This is a genomic window from Eubacterium sp. 3_1_31, assembly GCF_964249515.1.
Classification (GTDB): Bacteria; Bacillota_I; Bacilli_A; order Erysipelotrichales; family Erysipelotrichaceae; genus Longicatena; species Longicatena caecimuris.
Genome location: NZ_CAXUBY010000002.1, coordinates 77,231 through 94,847, shown reverse-complemented (window position 1 = coordinate 94,847; position 17,617 = coordinate 77,231). Strand labels below are relative to the sequence as shown.

Sequence of the window (17,617 nt, the reverse complement as noted above, 5' to 3'; positions counted from 1 at the left end):
TTCTATTATAAAGCTTTTAGAAAAAATAACCAAGGTTTGCTTTCCTTTGCTGCTTCAAATTGTATGAGACAGCAACAGTGCGTGTTATCGTTTTTTTGTAAGCTTCGCATGACGCTTAACCCAAATAAAAAAGGACGTAATGTCCTTTCTTAAGACGCTGGATTTAAGGCAGCAATACCACTTTCAAATAATTCATCACTCAATGTGAAGTTACAGCGCTTGCATTCTTGGATGATGTTCATGATATGATCGCTAACACGTTCGATATCCGTCATGATTTCAGAATAGATGACACAATCTTTCGCATTGATTTTCTCTTCATATAAACGTTCGATTTGTTTTTGACGATAATTTGCGGTTAACTCATCAATACGATCTTCAATACGTTCAATCTTTTCGTAACAATCATTTTGTGAATCTAAACGATAGGTAAACAAAAGAGCAAAGCTTTTTTCTAACAGTTCTTCAAGTTGTTTTATTTCATCCTTGATCCATTCACTGCTGCTTAGTTTATATTCGCTGCCATCTATGGCATATTGAATGATATTAATGGCATGATCGCCGATACGTTCAATGTCAGCAAAGCATTTATATAAAGCATTACAGGTGGTAGAATCGCTTTCGTTCATTTTTAAGGAACTGACCTTTGACATGTAGTTGGTGATTTCATAATTAATGAAATCTATGCGTTTTTCTCGTTTGTTGATTTTATCAAGTTTAAATGGTTCTCCATATAAAGCCTGCATACTTTCCTGCAAATTGGTTTCTGTCAGCTTTAACATGGCTAAGGCTTCTTTACGTAAGGAAGAAATCGCGATAGGGACACTACCGATGTTGTCTTCATCGATAAAAGTCAATGGAATGTTGTAGCCGGCATCTTCTATTTCCTCTGGTTTTATCGGCAGAATGAGTTGAGCCAGTTTTGCGAGCTTATTACCAAATGGCAACAATAATAAGGTGGTAACAATATTAAATGCGGTATGCGTATTGGCTATTTGAGCAGCTGGATTGGTAGTAATGGTTTCCATCCAACTTACAAACGGCACAAGATGAACAAAGATCAAAAAGACGATTGTTCCGATGATATTAAAGGATAAATGAATGATTGTGGTACGTTTGGCATTGCGGTTTGCGCCAAGAGATGCCAATACAGCGGTAATACAGGTACCGATATTTTGTCCAAAGATAATATAAATTGCTGAGCTTAAAGGTATCAGTCCACTGATTGCCAATGCTTGTAGGATACCAACTGATGCGCTGGAGCTTTGGATCAAGGCAGTAAAACCGGCACCTAACAGAATTGCTAAGACAGGATTGGAAATCGTTGTCATGGCATGAATGAACGCTTCGGATTGTTGTAAAGGAACCATTGCATTTTTCATCATATCCATACCGATAAAAAGAATCCCAAGTCCTGCCAGTATTTCCCCAAAAGCATTGACCTTTTTGTTTTTCATAAACGTAACCATCACAACACCGAGTATTGCCACCAAAGGGGCAATCTTACTGGCGTCTAAAGCAATTAATTGTCCGGTAATCGTCGTACCGATGTTGGCACCCATAATAATCCAGACAGCCTGATTTAATGTCATTAACTGTGAGTTCACAAAGCCGACAACCATAACTGTAGTTGCAGAAGAACTTTGAATGATGGCTGTAATGACAGCGCCAACGATAACGCCTAAGAAAGGGTTACTGGTGAGCTTTTCAAGTATTGCTTTCATGCGATCACCGGCAGCTTGTTCTAAACCGGCACTCATCATATGCATTCCATAAAGGAATAAAGCTAAACCGCCTAATAAGGCGAGTAAATTGTTAAAAGTCATGGAATTTTAACCTCCTGTTTACATCCAGTAAAAGTATAATGGACTTTTTAAGTTCCTACAATATAAGTATTGTTAAGAGTCTGTTAATTTTTCACAGGAAAATAAAAAAAAGCAAGAGAAGGTTTGTTTGCTGGTTGTTTAACAGGATGATAATCATATGATGATTAAAAAAATCAGCTATTGGTGAATTTTTGAATGATATTTGTAATCTAAAGCATATAAAAAAAGTAAATGGCTTCCTATTTTATCGATAAGATGGAAAATGTGCAAATTTTATAAGGAACAGCTTGTTCGGCAGTCAATTTGGATATCTTTTTTATGCATTTTTACTTATGAATCGCTTTTATTGTGTTCTTATTCGAATATTGCTCCATTTCCTTTTTTTATTCTATATCTGAAATGAAAAAAAGGTTGTTTTTTCATAATGAATTCTTATCAGCATTTTTCCCAAAAAAATAAAAATCGCTACAAATCGACTTTATTTATCTGCTCAGAATAATTAAAGTTAAAGCGGTCTTTGCCTTTCAACAAAGGGGGATTTATAGGATGGTCATAAAAACAAAGAAGATATTAATCAAAAAAGTTACCGATATTTTACATGATATTGGTATGCCTGCTCATATCAAGGGCTTTTATTATGTAAGAGATGCCATTATTCTAGTGTATCAAGATATCACAAGATTAAACCATATCATCAATGATGTATACGCACTCGTCGCAAAGCGTCATCATACATCGATTCAAAGTGTGGAGCGTACGATTCGTGTTGCCATTGAAATCACATGGTTGCGCGGTGATATGGATGAGATTATGTGCATCTTTCATAATACGGTTGACGGCCGTAAAGCACGTCCAACAAACAAGGAGTTCATAGCTCTTATCGTGGACTACTTGAACATCGAGCATATGTAGAACAACGAGGCAAAGACCAATAGCAGTATATCGAAATGGTGTACTGCTTTTTTTCGTAATTGTTTTCGGCATTACACCTTAGAATGGAAACGATTGTTCTGCACGTAATTTACATGAATTGCTAGAAGGAGTATGAATTTATTATAAATAATTTCTGATGTTTTACAAGGTTTTTGGAAAGGATCCTGATTTATGATAGTAGACTTCAAAGTTTCTTTCAATCTATGAAAGTTTGCGAATGAAAAGGAAAAAGAAAAGGAAACCCAGATAGACGTCGTCCTTCTGACTTTCCTTAACATTCTTTCAATTCTGAGGAAATGTTCTACATTGCCATGAACATATCGTCGTAAGTAGGGAATGGATAATGTTCACGGGATATTGATTCTTCAATATTGTCAATGACCGTTCGTAAAGCATCCATGGCAGGTAATACGACAGTATCCAGATATTTTGCTTTTGCACGGTTTTCCGGATGCTGTTCGCGATTTTCCATTTTTTCCTTTAATTCGTGATAATGTTCATCAAAATCATGCAATAATTGTAACAGGTGTTTGATCTTTCGCTGATAATAAGCATTTTCTATTCCTAGTGAATTCTGGGCATCACTATAAAATTTGATTTCTTTTACTAAAGCCGGCAGAATTTCTTTTTTAGAAATATTCAACAAGGTCAATACTTCTGCTTTCACTGATTTGCGGTATTCTTCTGTTAAAATATCGACACGGGCTTGTAATTCCAATTCATTATATACTTTGTTTCTTTCAAACATAGCAATGGCTTTCTCATCAATCAATGCTTGAATGGAATCAATATAATGTGCAATGTTTGGCAATCCTCGTTTATCAGCTTCTTTCAGCCATTCTTCGCTGTAACCATCTCCGCTAAATAAGATACGGTGATGCTTTTGTAAAATGTTGCGGCAGATGGTTAAGGATTTCTTGCGGATATCATCAATATATTTATAATTTTGCAATTCATCGGCTATCCGACTTAAAGAATCTGCGACAATGGTATTGAGAATGATGTTTGTCGTGGATGCGCTGCGGCTGCTGCCAACCATGCGGAATTCAAATTTATTGCCGGTGAAGGCAAATGGTGAAGTACGGTTACGATCACTGGTATCCTTTGGCACATAGGATAAATTGGCAATTGCATAAGGTTGTGTTTCTACTTCGTTCTTTAATTCATGTTCACCCTTGCGCAGCTTTTCTAAGATGATTTCTAATTCATCTCCCATACAGATGGATATAACTGCCGGAGGGGCTTCATCGGCACCTAAGCGATAATCATTGCCGTAGCAGCTAGCTGCCATACGTAATAATTCCGGATACGTATCAACAGCTTCAATAATGGCGCATACAAAGAGCAAAAAGCGAATATTTTCATGTGGGCGATCGCCGGGTTCTAACAGGTTTTGTCCATCATCAGTGACCAAAGACCAGTTATTGTGCTTACCGCTGCCATTCACACCTTGAAATGGTTTTTCATGCAACAGGCAGGCAAAGCCATGGCGATCAGCCTGTTTCTTTAAGACATCCATGATAATCAGATTCTGATCAATGGCGACATTGACATCAATAAATAAAGGGGCAATTTCAAATTGACATGGAGCTACTTCATTGTGCTCGGTTTTTGCATAGATTCCCAGTTTCCATAACTCTTTATCTACATCACTCATGAACGCCTGTACGCGCTCAGGAATCGAGCCAAAATAATGACCGCGGATATCCATACTTTTGGGCGGCATGGAGCCAAACAAGGTGCGTCCGGTATGCATAAGATCCATACGCTTTTGATATTGCTGTTTATCAATCAAAAAGTATTCCTGTTCTAAGCCAACCATGGCATTGACCCGTTTAATATCTTTATCTTTAAACAGATTAACGATGCGGGTAGCCTGTTTACTGATGGCTTCCGCACTCTTTAATAAGGGAGCTTTTTTATCTAAGGTTTCCCCATTATAAGATACAAAGATCGTCGGAATGCACAATACGTTATCTCTGATAAACGCAGGAGAGGTGCAGTCCCAATAGGTATAGCCGCGTGCCTCAAAGGTTGCCCGCAAGCCACCGCTTGGAAAACTAGAAGCATCACCTTCCCCTTTAATCAACGATTTTCCTGAGAAACGTGAAATGGGTTGATTATGATCTCCTGGTTCAATAAAGGAATCGTGTTTTTCTGCTGTTGAACCAGTCAAAGGCTGAAACCAATGTGTAAAATGGGTACAGCCTTTTTCCATGGCCCAGGTTTTCATCGCATGGGCAATCGCATCGGCTGTATTGCGATCTAAAGCATCTTCTTTGCGGGTAGCTGTTTTCCATTTTGTATAGATGGGATGAGGCAGACATTCCTTCATCACGCTTTCACTAAATAAATTGATACCGAAATCATCAAAAGGGTGTTTTTCTGTCATAGTTTGATCCTCCTATGTATTGATTTTACTTTATTTTTTTAAATATGTATAGTAGATTCAAAAAAATTAAGAAAATTCTCATTAATTTTCTAAAATAATGGTTCCTATTCAAAAAATAATCGCTGATTATATGAAAAAAATAAGATAAAAGGGGATATTAAGAAGATTTTCTAAAATAAACTGTATAGCCTTTTTTTATAAGTATCGCGAAATGCTATAGAAATGCTAGAAATATCGTTGCAGAGGAAGGAAGAAATATAACAAATAGTTAAAAAATTTCATAAAAAAGATGAAAAATCAAAAAAAACAGAGTACAATAAGAATAGAAACTGATGATGCGAAACCAAAGGTATAAGTGTGAAGGTGTTTTCATATACATGGTTGTATCCATCATCAAGAAAAGGAGGATCTACCAATGAACTTAAAAGGAACAAAGACGGAAAAAAACCTGAATGAAGCATTTGCCGGAGAATCCATGGCACGAAACAAATATACGTATTATGCTTCTAAGGCTAAGAAAGACGGCTATGTACAGATTGCCAATATTTTTGAACAGACGGCAAACAATGAAAAAGAACATGCGAAATTATGGTTTAAATTATTGCATGATGGTATGCCTGATACTGTGACGAATCTGAAAGATGCCGCTGCCGGTGAAAACTATGAGTGGACAGATATGTATGCTCGTATGGCAAAAGAAGCTCGTGAAGAAGGTTTCGATGATATCGCAGATACAATGGAAGGTGTTTTGGCAATTGAAAAAACACATGAACAACGTTATACGGCATTATTGAATAACATCGAAGATGGTACCGTTTTTGAAAAGAGTGAAGAAACGGTTTGGGAATGCTTAAACTGCGGTCATTTGCATACTGGTAAAACAGCACCAGAAGTATGCCCGGTTTGTAATCATCCACGCTCTTATTTTGAGGTACGTAACGAGAACTATTAGGAAATTTATCGAGGATATCCAGGCGGTATCCTCTTTTTTCTATCTGGTGTTTCCCTGTTTTTGGCAATATTTAGAAAAAACTCCTGTTATGAAACAGAGTGTGCTAAAATCATAGTAGCAATTTTTTTAAATATATATAAGGTAGTGTAGGATAAGGAACAGTACTTTCTATATGTTTAAGAGAAGTTTTTAAGCACATTTCCTTAAACCATAAACGATTTCTTATAAAAATTGTTTATGCAAGTGTTGTAAAAAATGTGGAAATGTGTAAAATGAATATGATACATCTTAAGCAAGAACATAAGAAATTCAAGCTAATTTCTAAGATAGATATTTAACGAAGGGAAAAGGTGTCAGAACAAGCTATGACGAACTTCATACATTCGCTGCTCAACTTTAAAAAAATGTCTCCTGCGCAAAAGATTGCCGCAAGTTTTTTATTGGTCATTCTTTGCGGGGCGTTATTGTTGACGTTGCCGATATCGACAAAAAATGGAAGCTTTTTTCATCCGCTGGATGCATTATTCACCGCAACCAGTGCAACTTGTGTTACAGGACTTTCCACGGTGACCGTTGCGGATACGTTTAATACATTTGGACAAATCGTTATTCTGCTTTTGATTCAGATCGGTGGTTTGGGATTGATGACCTTTATGGCTGTTTTCGTCTTGATTATTCGCAATCGTTTATCCATGAATGAAAAAATCGTCATGCGGGAAATGCTGAATCAGGATCATGTGGTCAATATGAAAAAATTCCTGCAAGATATTTTATATTATACCTTGTTTTTTGAATCTGTGGGGGCGATCTTGATTGCCTTTCGCATGATTCCACGTTTTGGTTTACTCGATGGCGGTTTTAAAGCCGTGTTTCTTTCTGTTTCGGCTTTCTGTAATGCCGGTTTTGACACCTTAGGATCAGTTAGTTTGCAACAGTATGTCCATGATCCGCTCATGTGTTTCACCATTATGGGACTTATCGTACTTGGCGGTATTGGTTTTGCCGTATGGTTTGATATCCGTGATAAGATCAAGCCTTTAGTAAAAAGACAAATTAGCTTTGAAAAGTTTAAACACTCTTTATCATTGCATACGAAAATTGTTATTTCGGTCAGTCTGACGCTGATCTTAGTGCCGGGATTGCTTATTTTACTGTTAGAATTTACTAATCCTCATACGCTTGGTGATTTCAATATCTTTGAAAAGACAATGACAGCGATGTTTGAATCCATCGCATTGCGTACAGCCGGTTTTACAACGATTCATTATGGTGGTTTACGACCTGCAACCGATCTTTTGATGATGGTCGTCATGTTCATTGGTGGTTCTCCCGGAGGTACCGCCGGTGGTATTAAAACGACGACGATTGCTGTTATCGTTATTTATATGTTAAGTGCCTTAAAGGGTCGTGAAAAGACGGTTGTCTTACGCAGAACGATTGGCAACAGTATTGTTATACGTGCGATGGGTATTTTCTTTATTAATCTGGTAACGCTGTTAACAGGTATCTTCTTATTAAATATTGTGGAAGGAAAACCTTTTATCTCACTCGCTTTTGAAGCGGTGAGCGCTATGGCGACCGTTGGTTCATCTTTAGGCATTACGGCTACTTTAGGAGTAGGTGGAAAACTGATCATCATTTTATTGATGTATGTGGGAAGAATTGGTATTTCGACACTGATCTTGTCACTTACCAGACCAAAACCTGGCCTTGATAAAAGTACAAAGGTTTCCTATCCTAATGGAAATATCATTGTTGGTTAAAAGGAGAAAAAAACTATGAAAAAATATACAGACAGACAATATGCCGTTTTAGGACTTGGTATTTTCGGCTCAACCGTTGCCAAAACATTAAGTCGTTATAATTGCGATGTTATCGCAGTAGACAGCGATATTAAATGTGTGAATCGTATGGCCGATATTGTCACACAGGCCATGCAGTGTGATATCACAGATATCGATCAGCTGCGAGCTGCCGGTATTCAGGATTGTGATGTGGCAATTGTCAGTATGGGGAATCATTTGGAAGAAAGTGTTATGGGAATCATCAATCTAAAAGAATTAGGTATTCCTTATATTGTTGCCAAGGCGAAAAATAAACGTTATATGCAAATATTTCTTGAATTGGGAGCTAATAAAGTGGTCCGTCCGGAAAAAGAAATGGGCGAACAGGTTGCGAAAAGTGTCTTAGGAAAAAATATCATTGATATTGTTGATTTAGACAGTGAATATAGTATTGTGGAAATACCGACACCGAAACAATGGGTAGGAAAATCATTGATTGAATTAGATCTGCGTCGTAAGTATGGTATTAACGTCGTAGGAATACGTGGCTATTTAGAAGAACATTTGAATGTATGTCCGGATGCCGAGTATCGCATAGAAGCACAGGATCATTTGGTTGTGATTTCTGATTGCAATACGTTAGATCGTTTTGATTTCTTAGATGAATTATAAAGTTTTATCAAGAACGTTATGGAAACCTAACATCGTCTCATGTGACGGTGTTTTTTTATATCCTTTTTCGCAATTAAAAAAGGCCTGATCAAAATACGATTGTCCTCGTGTTACTTGTTTACCTTTATCTCACTGACAAGATTTATTTGTTTTTTCATATACTATACAACAGGAGGAATGCGTATATGGTTGAAGTCAAAAGTATTACGGTAGGACAGTATCATTTCGCAGGTATTTATATCAATCTGCCTCAATATCCGATTCATTTTATCATTTCTACACATACGATCTTAGCACAGGATAATTTCTCCATGGACTATTTTGAACGTTTAAATCGTCCGGTAGCCGTACTTTTATGTCGCTATACCTTTGGCTTTGCCGGCATTTTAGATAGTGAGATTATGTCCATGAATCACATAGCGAAGGAAAAAGGCGTTACCATCGGCATGAAAGCGAAAGATGCGGTGATTCTTTGTGAAGAAGGTAAGGATCAAACGATATAAAAAAGGGAAACTTTTACTTCTTTTTATCGTTCTTCTATTGATCATTTTTCAAATGATAACAGCTTTTCACCATACCTTTGAACCTCAGCTACAGGCGATTGCCAAGCAGCATACCGGTTTTGCTATCAATAATATCGTGAAAGAGGTATTAAGTGATATGGAATATAAAAGTGAAGATCTATTGCGCGTGGAACGTAATAGCGCAAATCAGATTACAAGTGTAGAGTATGATTCGGCAAAACTAAATGCGCTATTGTACTCCGCTTTAAATACAATTGATGAATCATTATTGGCAGCGCAGGATGGAAAAAAAGACCCGACAACGAAAGAGGTCTTTTATGAAGATGGAATCTTATATGAAGTACCGATCGGTTATTTTACGAAAACTTATTTGTTTTATGATAAAGGACCGAAGGTTAAGATACGTATGAAGATGCTCAACGATGTCACCGGAGAAATCAAAACAGAGGCAAAGCCTTATGGTATCAATAATACGATGATTAAGATTTCTCTTGTCATTCATGTGGATGCGCAAGTCATCACGTTTTTAAGTGTGAGTGAATATAAGACGAAAATGGAACTTCCCATCGTCATTCAAGTGGTAAATGGAGACATACCGGAAATTACACCGTATGCGCTTACAAATAATTGATATTTTATTCACAAAATGTAAAAAAGTGTTGGATATCCAACATGTTTTATAAAAATAAGAGTGTTATCATAGAACTGGTTAAAAGAGAGCTGGTGCGATTATGAATGCCGAACAGACAAAATCCCTAACCTTCTACGGTCGTCAAGAATTTGCGATGATTCCTATTCTCCTTTATGTGATTTTAGGAGGAGCTATCATGATAGGATTTCAGTATTATTCTATGAAAGTGCTGATCTTTGCGGCCATCGTTTCCATCTTTATTGGTTATTTGTTTTGCCGTAAGAAAAAGGAATATTGGAATGCCATCGTACGAGGATTAGCACAGTATGGAAATGCTCGGCTCATTCTGATTTTTATGGTTATTGGTATCTTTTCTAAGGTGCTAGTGACAGGAGGCATCGGCGGTGGTTTTATCTGGGCCAGTTTGCATTTAGATTTGCATGGTGGTGCCTTTGTGGTCTTTTGTTTCCTTGGCTGCAGCATTATTTCAATGGGCGCAGGTGCACCGATTGCGGCGTTATTAGCGGTAGTACCGATCTTTTATCCAGCCGGTATTATGCTAGGGGCTCATCCTGCTGTTCTATTGGGGGCAATGATGAGTGGCATCTTCTTTGGCGATGCTTTATCCCCAAGTTCGCAGGTCATCCATACGACCATTGCTTCGCAACACGATGCCCATACCCAAAAGAGTGCGGATTTAATCGAAACGATGAAAGAACGTTTGCCTTATATCCTTTTCGCCGGTATTGTTTCCATGATTCTCTTTTATTTCTTAGGCAGTGATACAAGTGCGGTAGAGCATGTAGCAGAATTAAGCAAGCTTTCTAATCATTCAGGCTTATGGATGCTGCTGCCCATCGTTGTCTTATTGCTAATTTGTTTTAAGACAAGTGATTTATTCATGGGAGTGAGTGGCGGTATCCTTACCGGTATCGTCATTGGTTTAGCAACCGGCATTTTTCAAATGTCGGATATCTTCTTCATTGATACGACGACCCAACAGCTGCATGGGGTATTCTTCGATGGTATTACCAACGTAACGGATATCATCCTATCTACCATTTTGCTATATGGTTTGATTCAGATAGCAGTTGAAGGCGGCATGATGCAGAAATGTTGTGACTTTTTGCTAAGTCGTAAGATGATTCAAAAGCCGGCAGGAGCAGAAGGCATTATCGCAATCGGTGTAGGTGTGGTAAATGTCTTACTGGCAGGCTGCGTCTTACCTTCAATCATCATGTTTAAAGATGTGGCAGATACGGTCGGTCAAAAGGCCGAGATTCCTGCCAGTCGAAGAAGCATACTCTTAACTGCGATGGCAACCAATGTGACTGCCATTGTCCCAATCAATTCCGCCTTTGTCATGGGTGCCGTAACGGTCGTTGCGGAAATGACAGCGAAAAATCCAATGCTGCCGAATGTTACACCATGGCAAATCTTTATATCGTCATATTACTGTTTGTTGTTAACACTTGTCTGTATCGCCTGGGTCGTACTTGGTCTGGGCAGACATAGAGAAAAAGTGAAACATAGCTTGCATATGCAAAGGAGTGGTGAAAGATGAGTGAAATGTATGATGTTGTCATTATCGGTGGCGGCCCTGCCGGATTAGCAGCTGCTATCTATGCAGGCCGCGCACAGCGCAAGACATTGCTGATTGAAAAAGGCAGCTATGGTGGAAGAATCAATGACACCAGAGAGATTCGTAACTATCCGGGCACAATTTCTGATAGTGGTGCCGGATTGATGGAAAAATTCAAGGAACATGCACGCAGCTATGCAACAAATGAATTCAAACGTACAACGGTTACCGGCGTTGAAAAAGCAGCGGATGGAAGCTTTGTGATCCATACCAAACGTCGTGGAGATTTCTTAGCACAGTGCGTGTTATTAGATACCGGCACAAAACCAAGAATCTTAGGTATTCCCGGTGAAGTTGAATTTGCCGGACATGGTGTTGCCTATTGTGCAACCTGTGATGCAGAATTCTTTAAAGGCAAAGAAATTTATGTGTTGGGTGCCGGAGATCAGGCAATTGAAGAAGCCGATTATCTGACAAACTTTGCAAGTAAAGTTACCATTATCGTCTTACATGAAGAAGGACATCTTGATTGTAATGAAGTCGCAGCAGAAATCGCCTTCCATAATCCAAAGATTCACTTCGTTTGGAATTCTACCTTACAAGAAATTAAGGGGAAAGAGGAAGTAGAAAGTTTAGTCATCAAGAATGTTGTCACCAATGAAAGTAAGGAAGTAAAAGCCGATGGTATTTTCTTCTTTGTCGGTATGGTACCGCAAACGGAATTTGTAAAGGACTTGGTTGCCTGTGATAAGAAAGGGTATATCAAGGTAAATGAAAAGAAAGAAACCAATGTACCTGGTATTTATGCAATTGGGGATTGTACCCAAACTTTCTTACGACAGGTTGTAACTTCGGCCGCCGATGGTGCGATTGCGGCAACGGCCAGTGAGCGCTATGTGAAAGAAAAGAAACAGATTGATGCAATCCTAACACCAGACAGTGGTAAAGTAGCCTTTCTGTTCTACAATCCATATGATAGTGCTCAAATTGATGTTCTTACGAAGATGGAAGAAAAGCTTGGTGAAACTTATCATGTCATACGTCAGGATATCACACGCCAAAGCTTATTGTATGAACGCTTGCAAATGCACAATGTACCAGCAGCCGCTTATTATGAAAACGGCCAAGTAGAACGCATCGAAGAATCTTTATAAAGAAAATAGAAAAATGGCTCATACAGCGAAGAATGCTGATGAATAAAAGAAAGAATGGAGGAATGAGTTATGGGACAGCCAAGTGTTTTCCCTCATGGAGTTACTGTTTATGATCCAAAAAAATGTTGGAGTGGGTATACGATCGTACCGTTGATCAATGATGGTGTCTTGTTGTTTGATATGAATGGAAATGAAATCCGTCGTTGGAATATGCATGCCATGCCACCAAAATTATTACCAGGAGGTTATGTGATTGGCCTTTCCGGTTACCGTCATCCAGACTATGGTATGCAGGATGGTGTTAACCTGATTGAGATTGATTATGATGGAAATATCGTATGGGAATTTGATAAATTTGAAGAAATCAATGACCCGGGCAGAGATCATCGCTGGATGGCACGTCAACATCACGATTATCAAAGAGAAGGAAATCCTGTCGGCTATTATGTGCCAGGCATGGATGCCAAACCATTAGAAGGGAATACACTGATTCTCGTACATCAAACAGTGCATAATCCTAAAATCTCAGATAAAAAGCTATTGGATGACTGTATGATCGAAGTCGATTGGGAAGGTAATATCTTATGGAAATGGTCAATTACCGATCACTTTGATGAATTAGGCTTTGATGAAGCAGCCTTAAATATCCTTTCCAGAGATCCGAATATGCGTTCATCTGATGGCGGTGTCGGTGATTATTTGCATGTGAATTGCATGAGTTATCTTGGACCTAATAAATGGTACGATCAAGGAGATCAGCGCTTTAAACCAAACAATATCATCTTTGATTGCCGTGAAGCTAACATTTTAGCAATCTTAGATAAGGAAAGTGGTAAGATTGTTTGGCGCATCGGTCCTGATTTCAACGCAACACCGGAATTGAAAAAATTAGGTTGGATTATTGGACAACATCACTTCCACATGATTCCCAAAGGACTTCCTGGTGAAGGCAACTTGTTAGTATTTGACAATGGTGGTTGGGGCGGCTATGGCGTTCCTAATCCAGGCTCTAAAAACGGAACGAAAAATGCGCTGCGCGATTATAGCCGTGTATTAGAATTCAATCCAATCACATTGGAAGTTGTTTGGAAATTGACACCAAAAGAACTCGGTCATGCCATTCCTACCGATGCTAGTAAATTTTACAGTCCTTATGTATCCAGTGCCCAGCGTTTGCCAAATGGAAATACCCTAGTGACAGAAGGCAGCGATGGTCGTATAATAGAAGTAACGGCAGAGCATGAGATTGTTTGGGAATGGATTTCACCATATTATACACATAATGAAACCGGACCAAAGAATAATATGATCTATCGTGCATATCGTTATCCATATAGCTATGTACCACAAGAACCGACACCACAGGAAGTTGTGATTCCTAAAATTGATAATATTACCTATCGTGTACCAAATGCCGGTGTCTTTGGTGCTAAGAAGATTATTGATGTAGAGGGAACTTTACCTTATTATCAGGATGTAGCTCTTTGTGTTGCGACCGATGATGAAGAAGACATGAGCAAGCGTGAAAAAGTATTTAGCGTAGATACGGATTTATTTGAACCGGTAAACAGCTTTGCGGATTGGAATGAAAAAGTATTAAAGGTAAATGATAAACCAGTGCTTGTCTTGTTTGGTGCTGAACGTTGTGTTCATTGTAAAGCGTTACATCCGGTATTAGAGGAAGCTTTGCAGGATGAATTTAACAGTAGTTTCCATATCCGCTATGTCAATGTGGATGAAAATAAGGACATTGTGGATGCATGTCATGTACAGGGTATTCCTGTTGTGGCAATCTATCGTCATGGAAAAGAAGTACAACGCTTTAATGGAGAACGGGATTACGATGATGTCTGTGATTTCTTAGATCAGGCATTTGCATAAAACTACATGAGGCAGGAGGTAGACTTCCTTGGAAAACCGTATATCGCAACAGACACCTTTCGCATATCGCTGTTTACATCATCCCGTATATGGGAAGGCCTTTCGTTATCAGTGTTATAAAACAGCAGAAATCATTCATCCAACAGGAACACCGATTGAAGAATTTGGGATTGTGGTGGATGGTATCTTAAAGGCAAATCTGTATACCGTAAATGGCTGTGAATTGTGTAGTGCTTACTTTGAAGATTGTGATGTGTTTCCCGAATTTCTCTACTTCACTGGTAAAAAAGTATATACGTATACATTGGCAGCGGTTAAGAAAACAGAAGTTGCATGGATAGCGACTTCTGTTTTTGAGCGTATGTTACAGGATGATTCCGAAATGATGTATTCCTTTATGCTCTATATCTCAAAACGTGGATTAAAGAATCAGATGTTGCTAAATTGCTTGAATTATCAGACAATTCAAGAGCGTGTCGCGTATTGGCTGATTGGCATGAATAATCTTTCGCAAAATGAACACATTCCTTTGCCAAAGTCACAAACGATGTGGGCAAATACCTTGCGCGTTTCACGTTCTTCTCTGAACCAAGAAATCAAGCGTATGGAAGCTTTAGGATATTTTCGCATTGATGGACATAATCTGGTGTTATTAAATCAAAAAGCATTGGAAGATTTACTATAGCCATAAGAGGATATGCATGTAGGATAAACGATAATGAAAAAGCATAAAAAGAAACGATTGGTTCTTTTTATATGGTAAAGATGTTTTCCTATTATGAAATGTTTATGTGTAAAGGGATGGTATTGAAAAAGAAGATTACTAGCTATTGTTCAATTATACAATAGTTGCAACCTTCTTTTTTCTTTTTATTTATGATGAGCAAAGCTCTTTACAAGGATAGTGTTTTTATTTTTGAGCATCGATAAACTTACGGATATTGCTGGCATTGGCATATGCCTGATAGTCCTGCTCATCGGCAACAATCAAGGTTGGAGCTAACATGACCTTATATTGTTTTGTCAGCTTCTGATTCTCTTCAGCATCAATTTTTTCATAAGGAATGCCTGCTTGCTCTAACCATGTGGTAGCAATCTTGCAATTTGGACATGTCTTTGTGGTAAAGAGCATGACTTTTTTAGATTGTACCTCTGGTTTTTTCACTTCCTCATCTTTGTGAGGGGCGAACACATCTCTTCCTTTTAAGACGCTGTGGCCGATATCATATTCCTTACGTTCTTTATATTCCTGGGATTTACCTTCATTCCAGTTCTGGATTGGTCGATAGTACCCTGTGATACGGCTCCATACTTCGGTCTTAGCACCACAGTGAGGGCAAGTGTATTGTTCACCGGTGATGTAGCCATGGTTTGGACAGATGGAATACGTAGGGGATAAAGTATAATATGGCAGTTTGTAGTTTGCGGCAATGGTGCGTACCAAAGATGCAGCTGCTTTCCAATCTGGAAGTTTCTCGCCTAAGAAGGCATGAAATACTGTTCCTGATGTATATAATGTTTGCAATTCATCCTGTACATCCAAAGCATCAAAGATATCTTCCGTAAAGCCTACCGGCAAGTGTGAACTATTGGTATAGTAAGGGCTATTGCCTTCTTCTGTTGCGGTAATGATATCTGGATAATGTGCTTTATCATGTTTTGCAAGACGATAGGTCGTTGATTCAGCAGGTGTTGCTTCCAAGTTGTATAGATCACCATATTCTTCCTGATAGATCACCAGACGTTCACGCATATGATTTAAAACTTCTTTTGCGAATTCCTGTGTTTCTTTATGGGTCAGATCTTTTCGCAGCCAGTTGGCATTTAAGCCGACCTCATTCATACCAATCAAACCAATGGTTGAGAAATGGTTCTCAAAAGTGCCTAAATAACGTTTTGTATAAGGATACAGACCTTCATCTAATAATTTGGTTATAACCGTACGTTTTGTTTTCAAAGAACGTGCGCTGATATCCATTAAATGATCTAAGCGATTATAGAATTCTTCTTTGTTCTTAGCTAAATAGGCGATTCTAGGTAGGTTGATCGTTACAACACCAACAGAACCTGTGCTCTCTCCACTACCGAAGAATCCACCAGATTTTCTTCGTAATTCACGCAGATCCAGACGCAGACGGCAGCACATGCTACGTACATCGCTTGGTTCCATATCACTATTTACATAATTAGAGAAATAAGGAGTACCATACTTCGCTGTCATTTCAAATAATAAACGATTGTTTTCGGTATCTGACCAATCAAAATCAGAGGTGATAGAATAGGTTGGGATTGGATACTGGAAACCACGTCCGTTTGCATCACCTTCCAGCATGACTTCAATAAAGGCTTTATTGATCATGTCCATCTCTTTTTTACAATCCTTATATTTAAAGTCTACCTCTTTGCCGCCTATGATACAGTTCATTTCAGCCAGATCATTTGGAACGGTCCAGTCTAAGGTGACATTAGAGAAAGGTGCCTGTGTGCCCCAACGGCTAGGGGTATTAACACCATAAATGAAGGATTCCACACACTTCTTTACCTGATCATAATCAAGGTTATCAACTTTTACAAATGGCGCTAAATACGTATCAAAGGAAGAAAAGGCTTGTGCACCTGCCCATTCATTTTGCATGATGCCTAAAAAGTTTACCATCTGGTTACAAAGCGTTGCTAAATGAGAAGCCGGTTTTGAGGTAATCTTGCCAACCACACCGCCAAGACCTTCCTGAATCAATTGTTTTAATGACCAACCGGCACAATAACCGGTTAACATGCTTAAATCATGGATGTGCAGATCACCATTCTTGTGAGCATTAGCAATTTCATCATCGTAGATTTCAGAAAGCCAATAGTTAGCAGTAATGGCACCACTGTTATTTAAGATCAAACCGCCTACGGAATAGGTGACCGTCGAATTTTCTTTAACACGCCAATCGGTTGCTTTTACATAGCTGTCAACTAAGTCTTTATAATCTAAGATCGTCGAACGCATATTACGGATCTTTTCACGCTGTTTACGATACAGGATATAAGATTTTGCGACATCGGCATAATCTGCCTGAATCAATACATCCTCTACACTGTCCTGAATGTCTTCGACATGAATGCGTTCCTCTTTGATTTTTGGCTCAAAATCACTGGTGACGCGCAATGCCAACATATCAATAACACTTGGATGATATTGGCGCTGGACAGATTCAAATGCCTGGGTGATGGCTATGGTAATCTTGGCGATATCGAAATCGGTAACCTTTCCATCTCTTTTAATTACTTTGTACATAAT

13 protein-coding genes are annotated in these 17,617 nt (G+C 38.6%); 10 read left to right on the top strand and 3 right to left on the bottom strand.

Annotation, left to right across the window (positions count from 1 at the left end; all coding sequences use genetic code 11):
• Positions 1 to 149: 149 nt before the first annotated feature.
• Positions 150 to 1,826: a Na/Pi cotransporter family protein gene (locus ACESSZ_RS01305; protein ID WP_008689246.1), complete on the bottom strand. Its 1,677-nt coding sequence runs from the start codon at positions 1,824 to 1,826 to the stop codon at positions 150 to 152.
• A gap of 546 nt (positions 1,827 to 2,372) precedes the next feature.
• Between ACESSZ_RS01305 and ACESSZ_RS01300 the strand changes: the two genes are divergently transcribed.
• Positions 2,373 to 2,738, top strand: coding sequence for a sporulation initiation factor Spo0A C-terminal domain-containing protein (locus ACESSZ_RS01300; protein ID WP_008689245.1), 366 nt, complete (start codon positions 2,373 to 2,375; stop codon positions 2,736 to 2,738).
• 322 nt (positions 2,739 to 3,060) lie between these two features.
• On the opposite strand, the gene ACESSZ_RS01295 is transcribed toward ACESSZ_RS01300, so the two are convergent.
• Positions 3,061 to 5,151, bottom strand: a complete 2,091-nt coding sequence (locus ACESSZ_RS01295) for a glutamine synthetase III family protein (RefSeq protein WP_008689244.1) — start codon at positions 5,149 to 5,151, stop codon at positions 3,061 to 3,063.
• Between the two features lie 415 nt (positions 5,152 to 5,566).
• Here ACESSZ_RS01295 and rbr point away from each other — a divergent pair, with 415 nt between their 5' ends.
• From rbr to ACESSZ_RS01250, 9 genes are all read left to right on the top strand, one after another.
• On the top strand, positions 5,567 to 6,103 hold the full coding sequence (rbr, locus tag ACESSZ_RS01290) for a rubrerythrin (protein ID WP_008689243.1): 537 nt from the start codon (positions 5,567 to 5,569) through the stop codon (positions 6,101 to 6,103).
• A gap of 350 nt (positions 6,104 to 6,453) precedes the next feature.
• Positions 6,454 to 7,866, top strand: coding sequence for a TrkH family potassium uptake protein (locus ACESSZ_RS01285; RefSeq protein WP_226896750.1), 1,413 nt, complete (start codon positions 6,454 to 6,456; stop codon positions 7,864 to 7,866).
• A gap of 15 nt (positions 7,867 to 7,881) precedes the next feature.
• Positions 7,882 to 8,559, top strand: a complete 678-nt coding sequence (locus ACESSZ_RS01280; RefSeq protein ID WP_008689238.1) for a potassium channel family protein — start codon at positions 7,882 to 7,884, stop codon at positions 8,557 to 8,559.
• 185 nt (positions 8,560 to 8,744) lie between these two features.
• Positions 8,745 to 9,062, top strand: coding sequence for a hypothetical protein (locus ACESSZ_RS01275; protein ID WP_008689236.1), 318 nt, complete (start codon positions 8,745 to 8,747; stop codon positions 9,060 to 9,062).
• On the top strand, positions 9,034 to 9,714 hold the full coding sequence (gene yunB / locus ACESSZ_RS01270) for a sporulation protein YunB (RefSeq protein ID WP_017144610.1): 681 nt from the start codon (positions 9,034 to 9,036) through the stop codon (positions 9,712 to 9,714). The genes ACESSZ_RS01275 and yunB overlap by 29 nt, the downstream gene beginning before the upstream one ends.
• Positions 9,715 to 9,814: 100 nt before the next feature.
• Positions 9,815 to 11,278: a Na+/H+ antiporter NhaC family protein gene (locus ACESSZ_RS01265; RefSeq protein WP_008689232.1), complete on the top strand. Its 1,464-nt coding sequence runs from the start codon at positions 9,815 to 9,817 to the stop codon at positions 11,276 to 11,278.
• Positions 11,275 to 12,450, top strand: a complete 1,176-nt coding sequence (locus ACESSZ_RS01260) for an NAD(P)/FAD-dependent oxidoreductase (protein ID WP_008689230.1) — start codon at positions 11,275 to 11,277, stop codon at positions 12,448 to 12,450. The genes ACESSZ_RS01265 and ACESSZ_RS01260 overlap by 4 nt, the downstream gene beginning before the upstream one ends.
• Positions 12,451 to 12,519: 69 nt before the next feature.
• Complete coding sequence (locus ACESSZ_RS01255; RefSeq protein ID WP_008689228.1) at positions 12,520 to 14,331, top strand: aryl-sulfate sulfotransferase; 1,812 nt, start codon at positions 12,520 to 12,522, stop codon at positions 14,329 to 14,331.
• A gap of 28 nt (positions 14,332 to 14,359) precedes the next feature.
• Positions 14,360 to 15,016 (top strand): Crp/Fnr family transcriptional regulator, encoded by a 657-nt coding sequence (locus tag ACESSZ_RS01250; RefSeq protein WP_008689226.1) that lies wholly within the window; start codon positions 14,360 to 14,362, stop codon positions 15,014 to 15,016.
• Positions 15,017 to 15,241: 225 nt separating this feature from the next.
• On the opposite strand, the gene ACESSZ_RS01245 is transcribed toward ACESSZ_RS01250, so the two are convergent.
• Positions 15,242 to 17,614 carry a ribonucleoside triphosphate reductase gene (locus ACESSZ_RS01245; protein ID WP_008689225.1) on the bottom strand — a complete coding sequence of 791 codons (2,373 nt, stop codon included), beginning with the start codon at positions 17,612 to 17,614 and terminating at the stop codon, positions 15,242 to 15,244.
• Positions 17,615 to 17,617 lie beyond the last annotated feature (3 nt).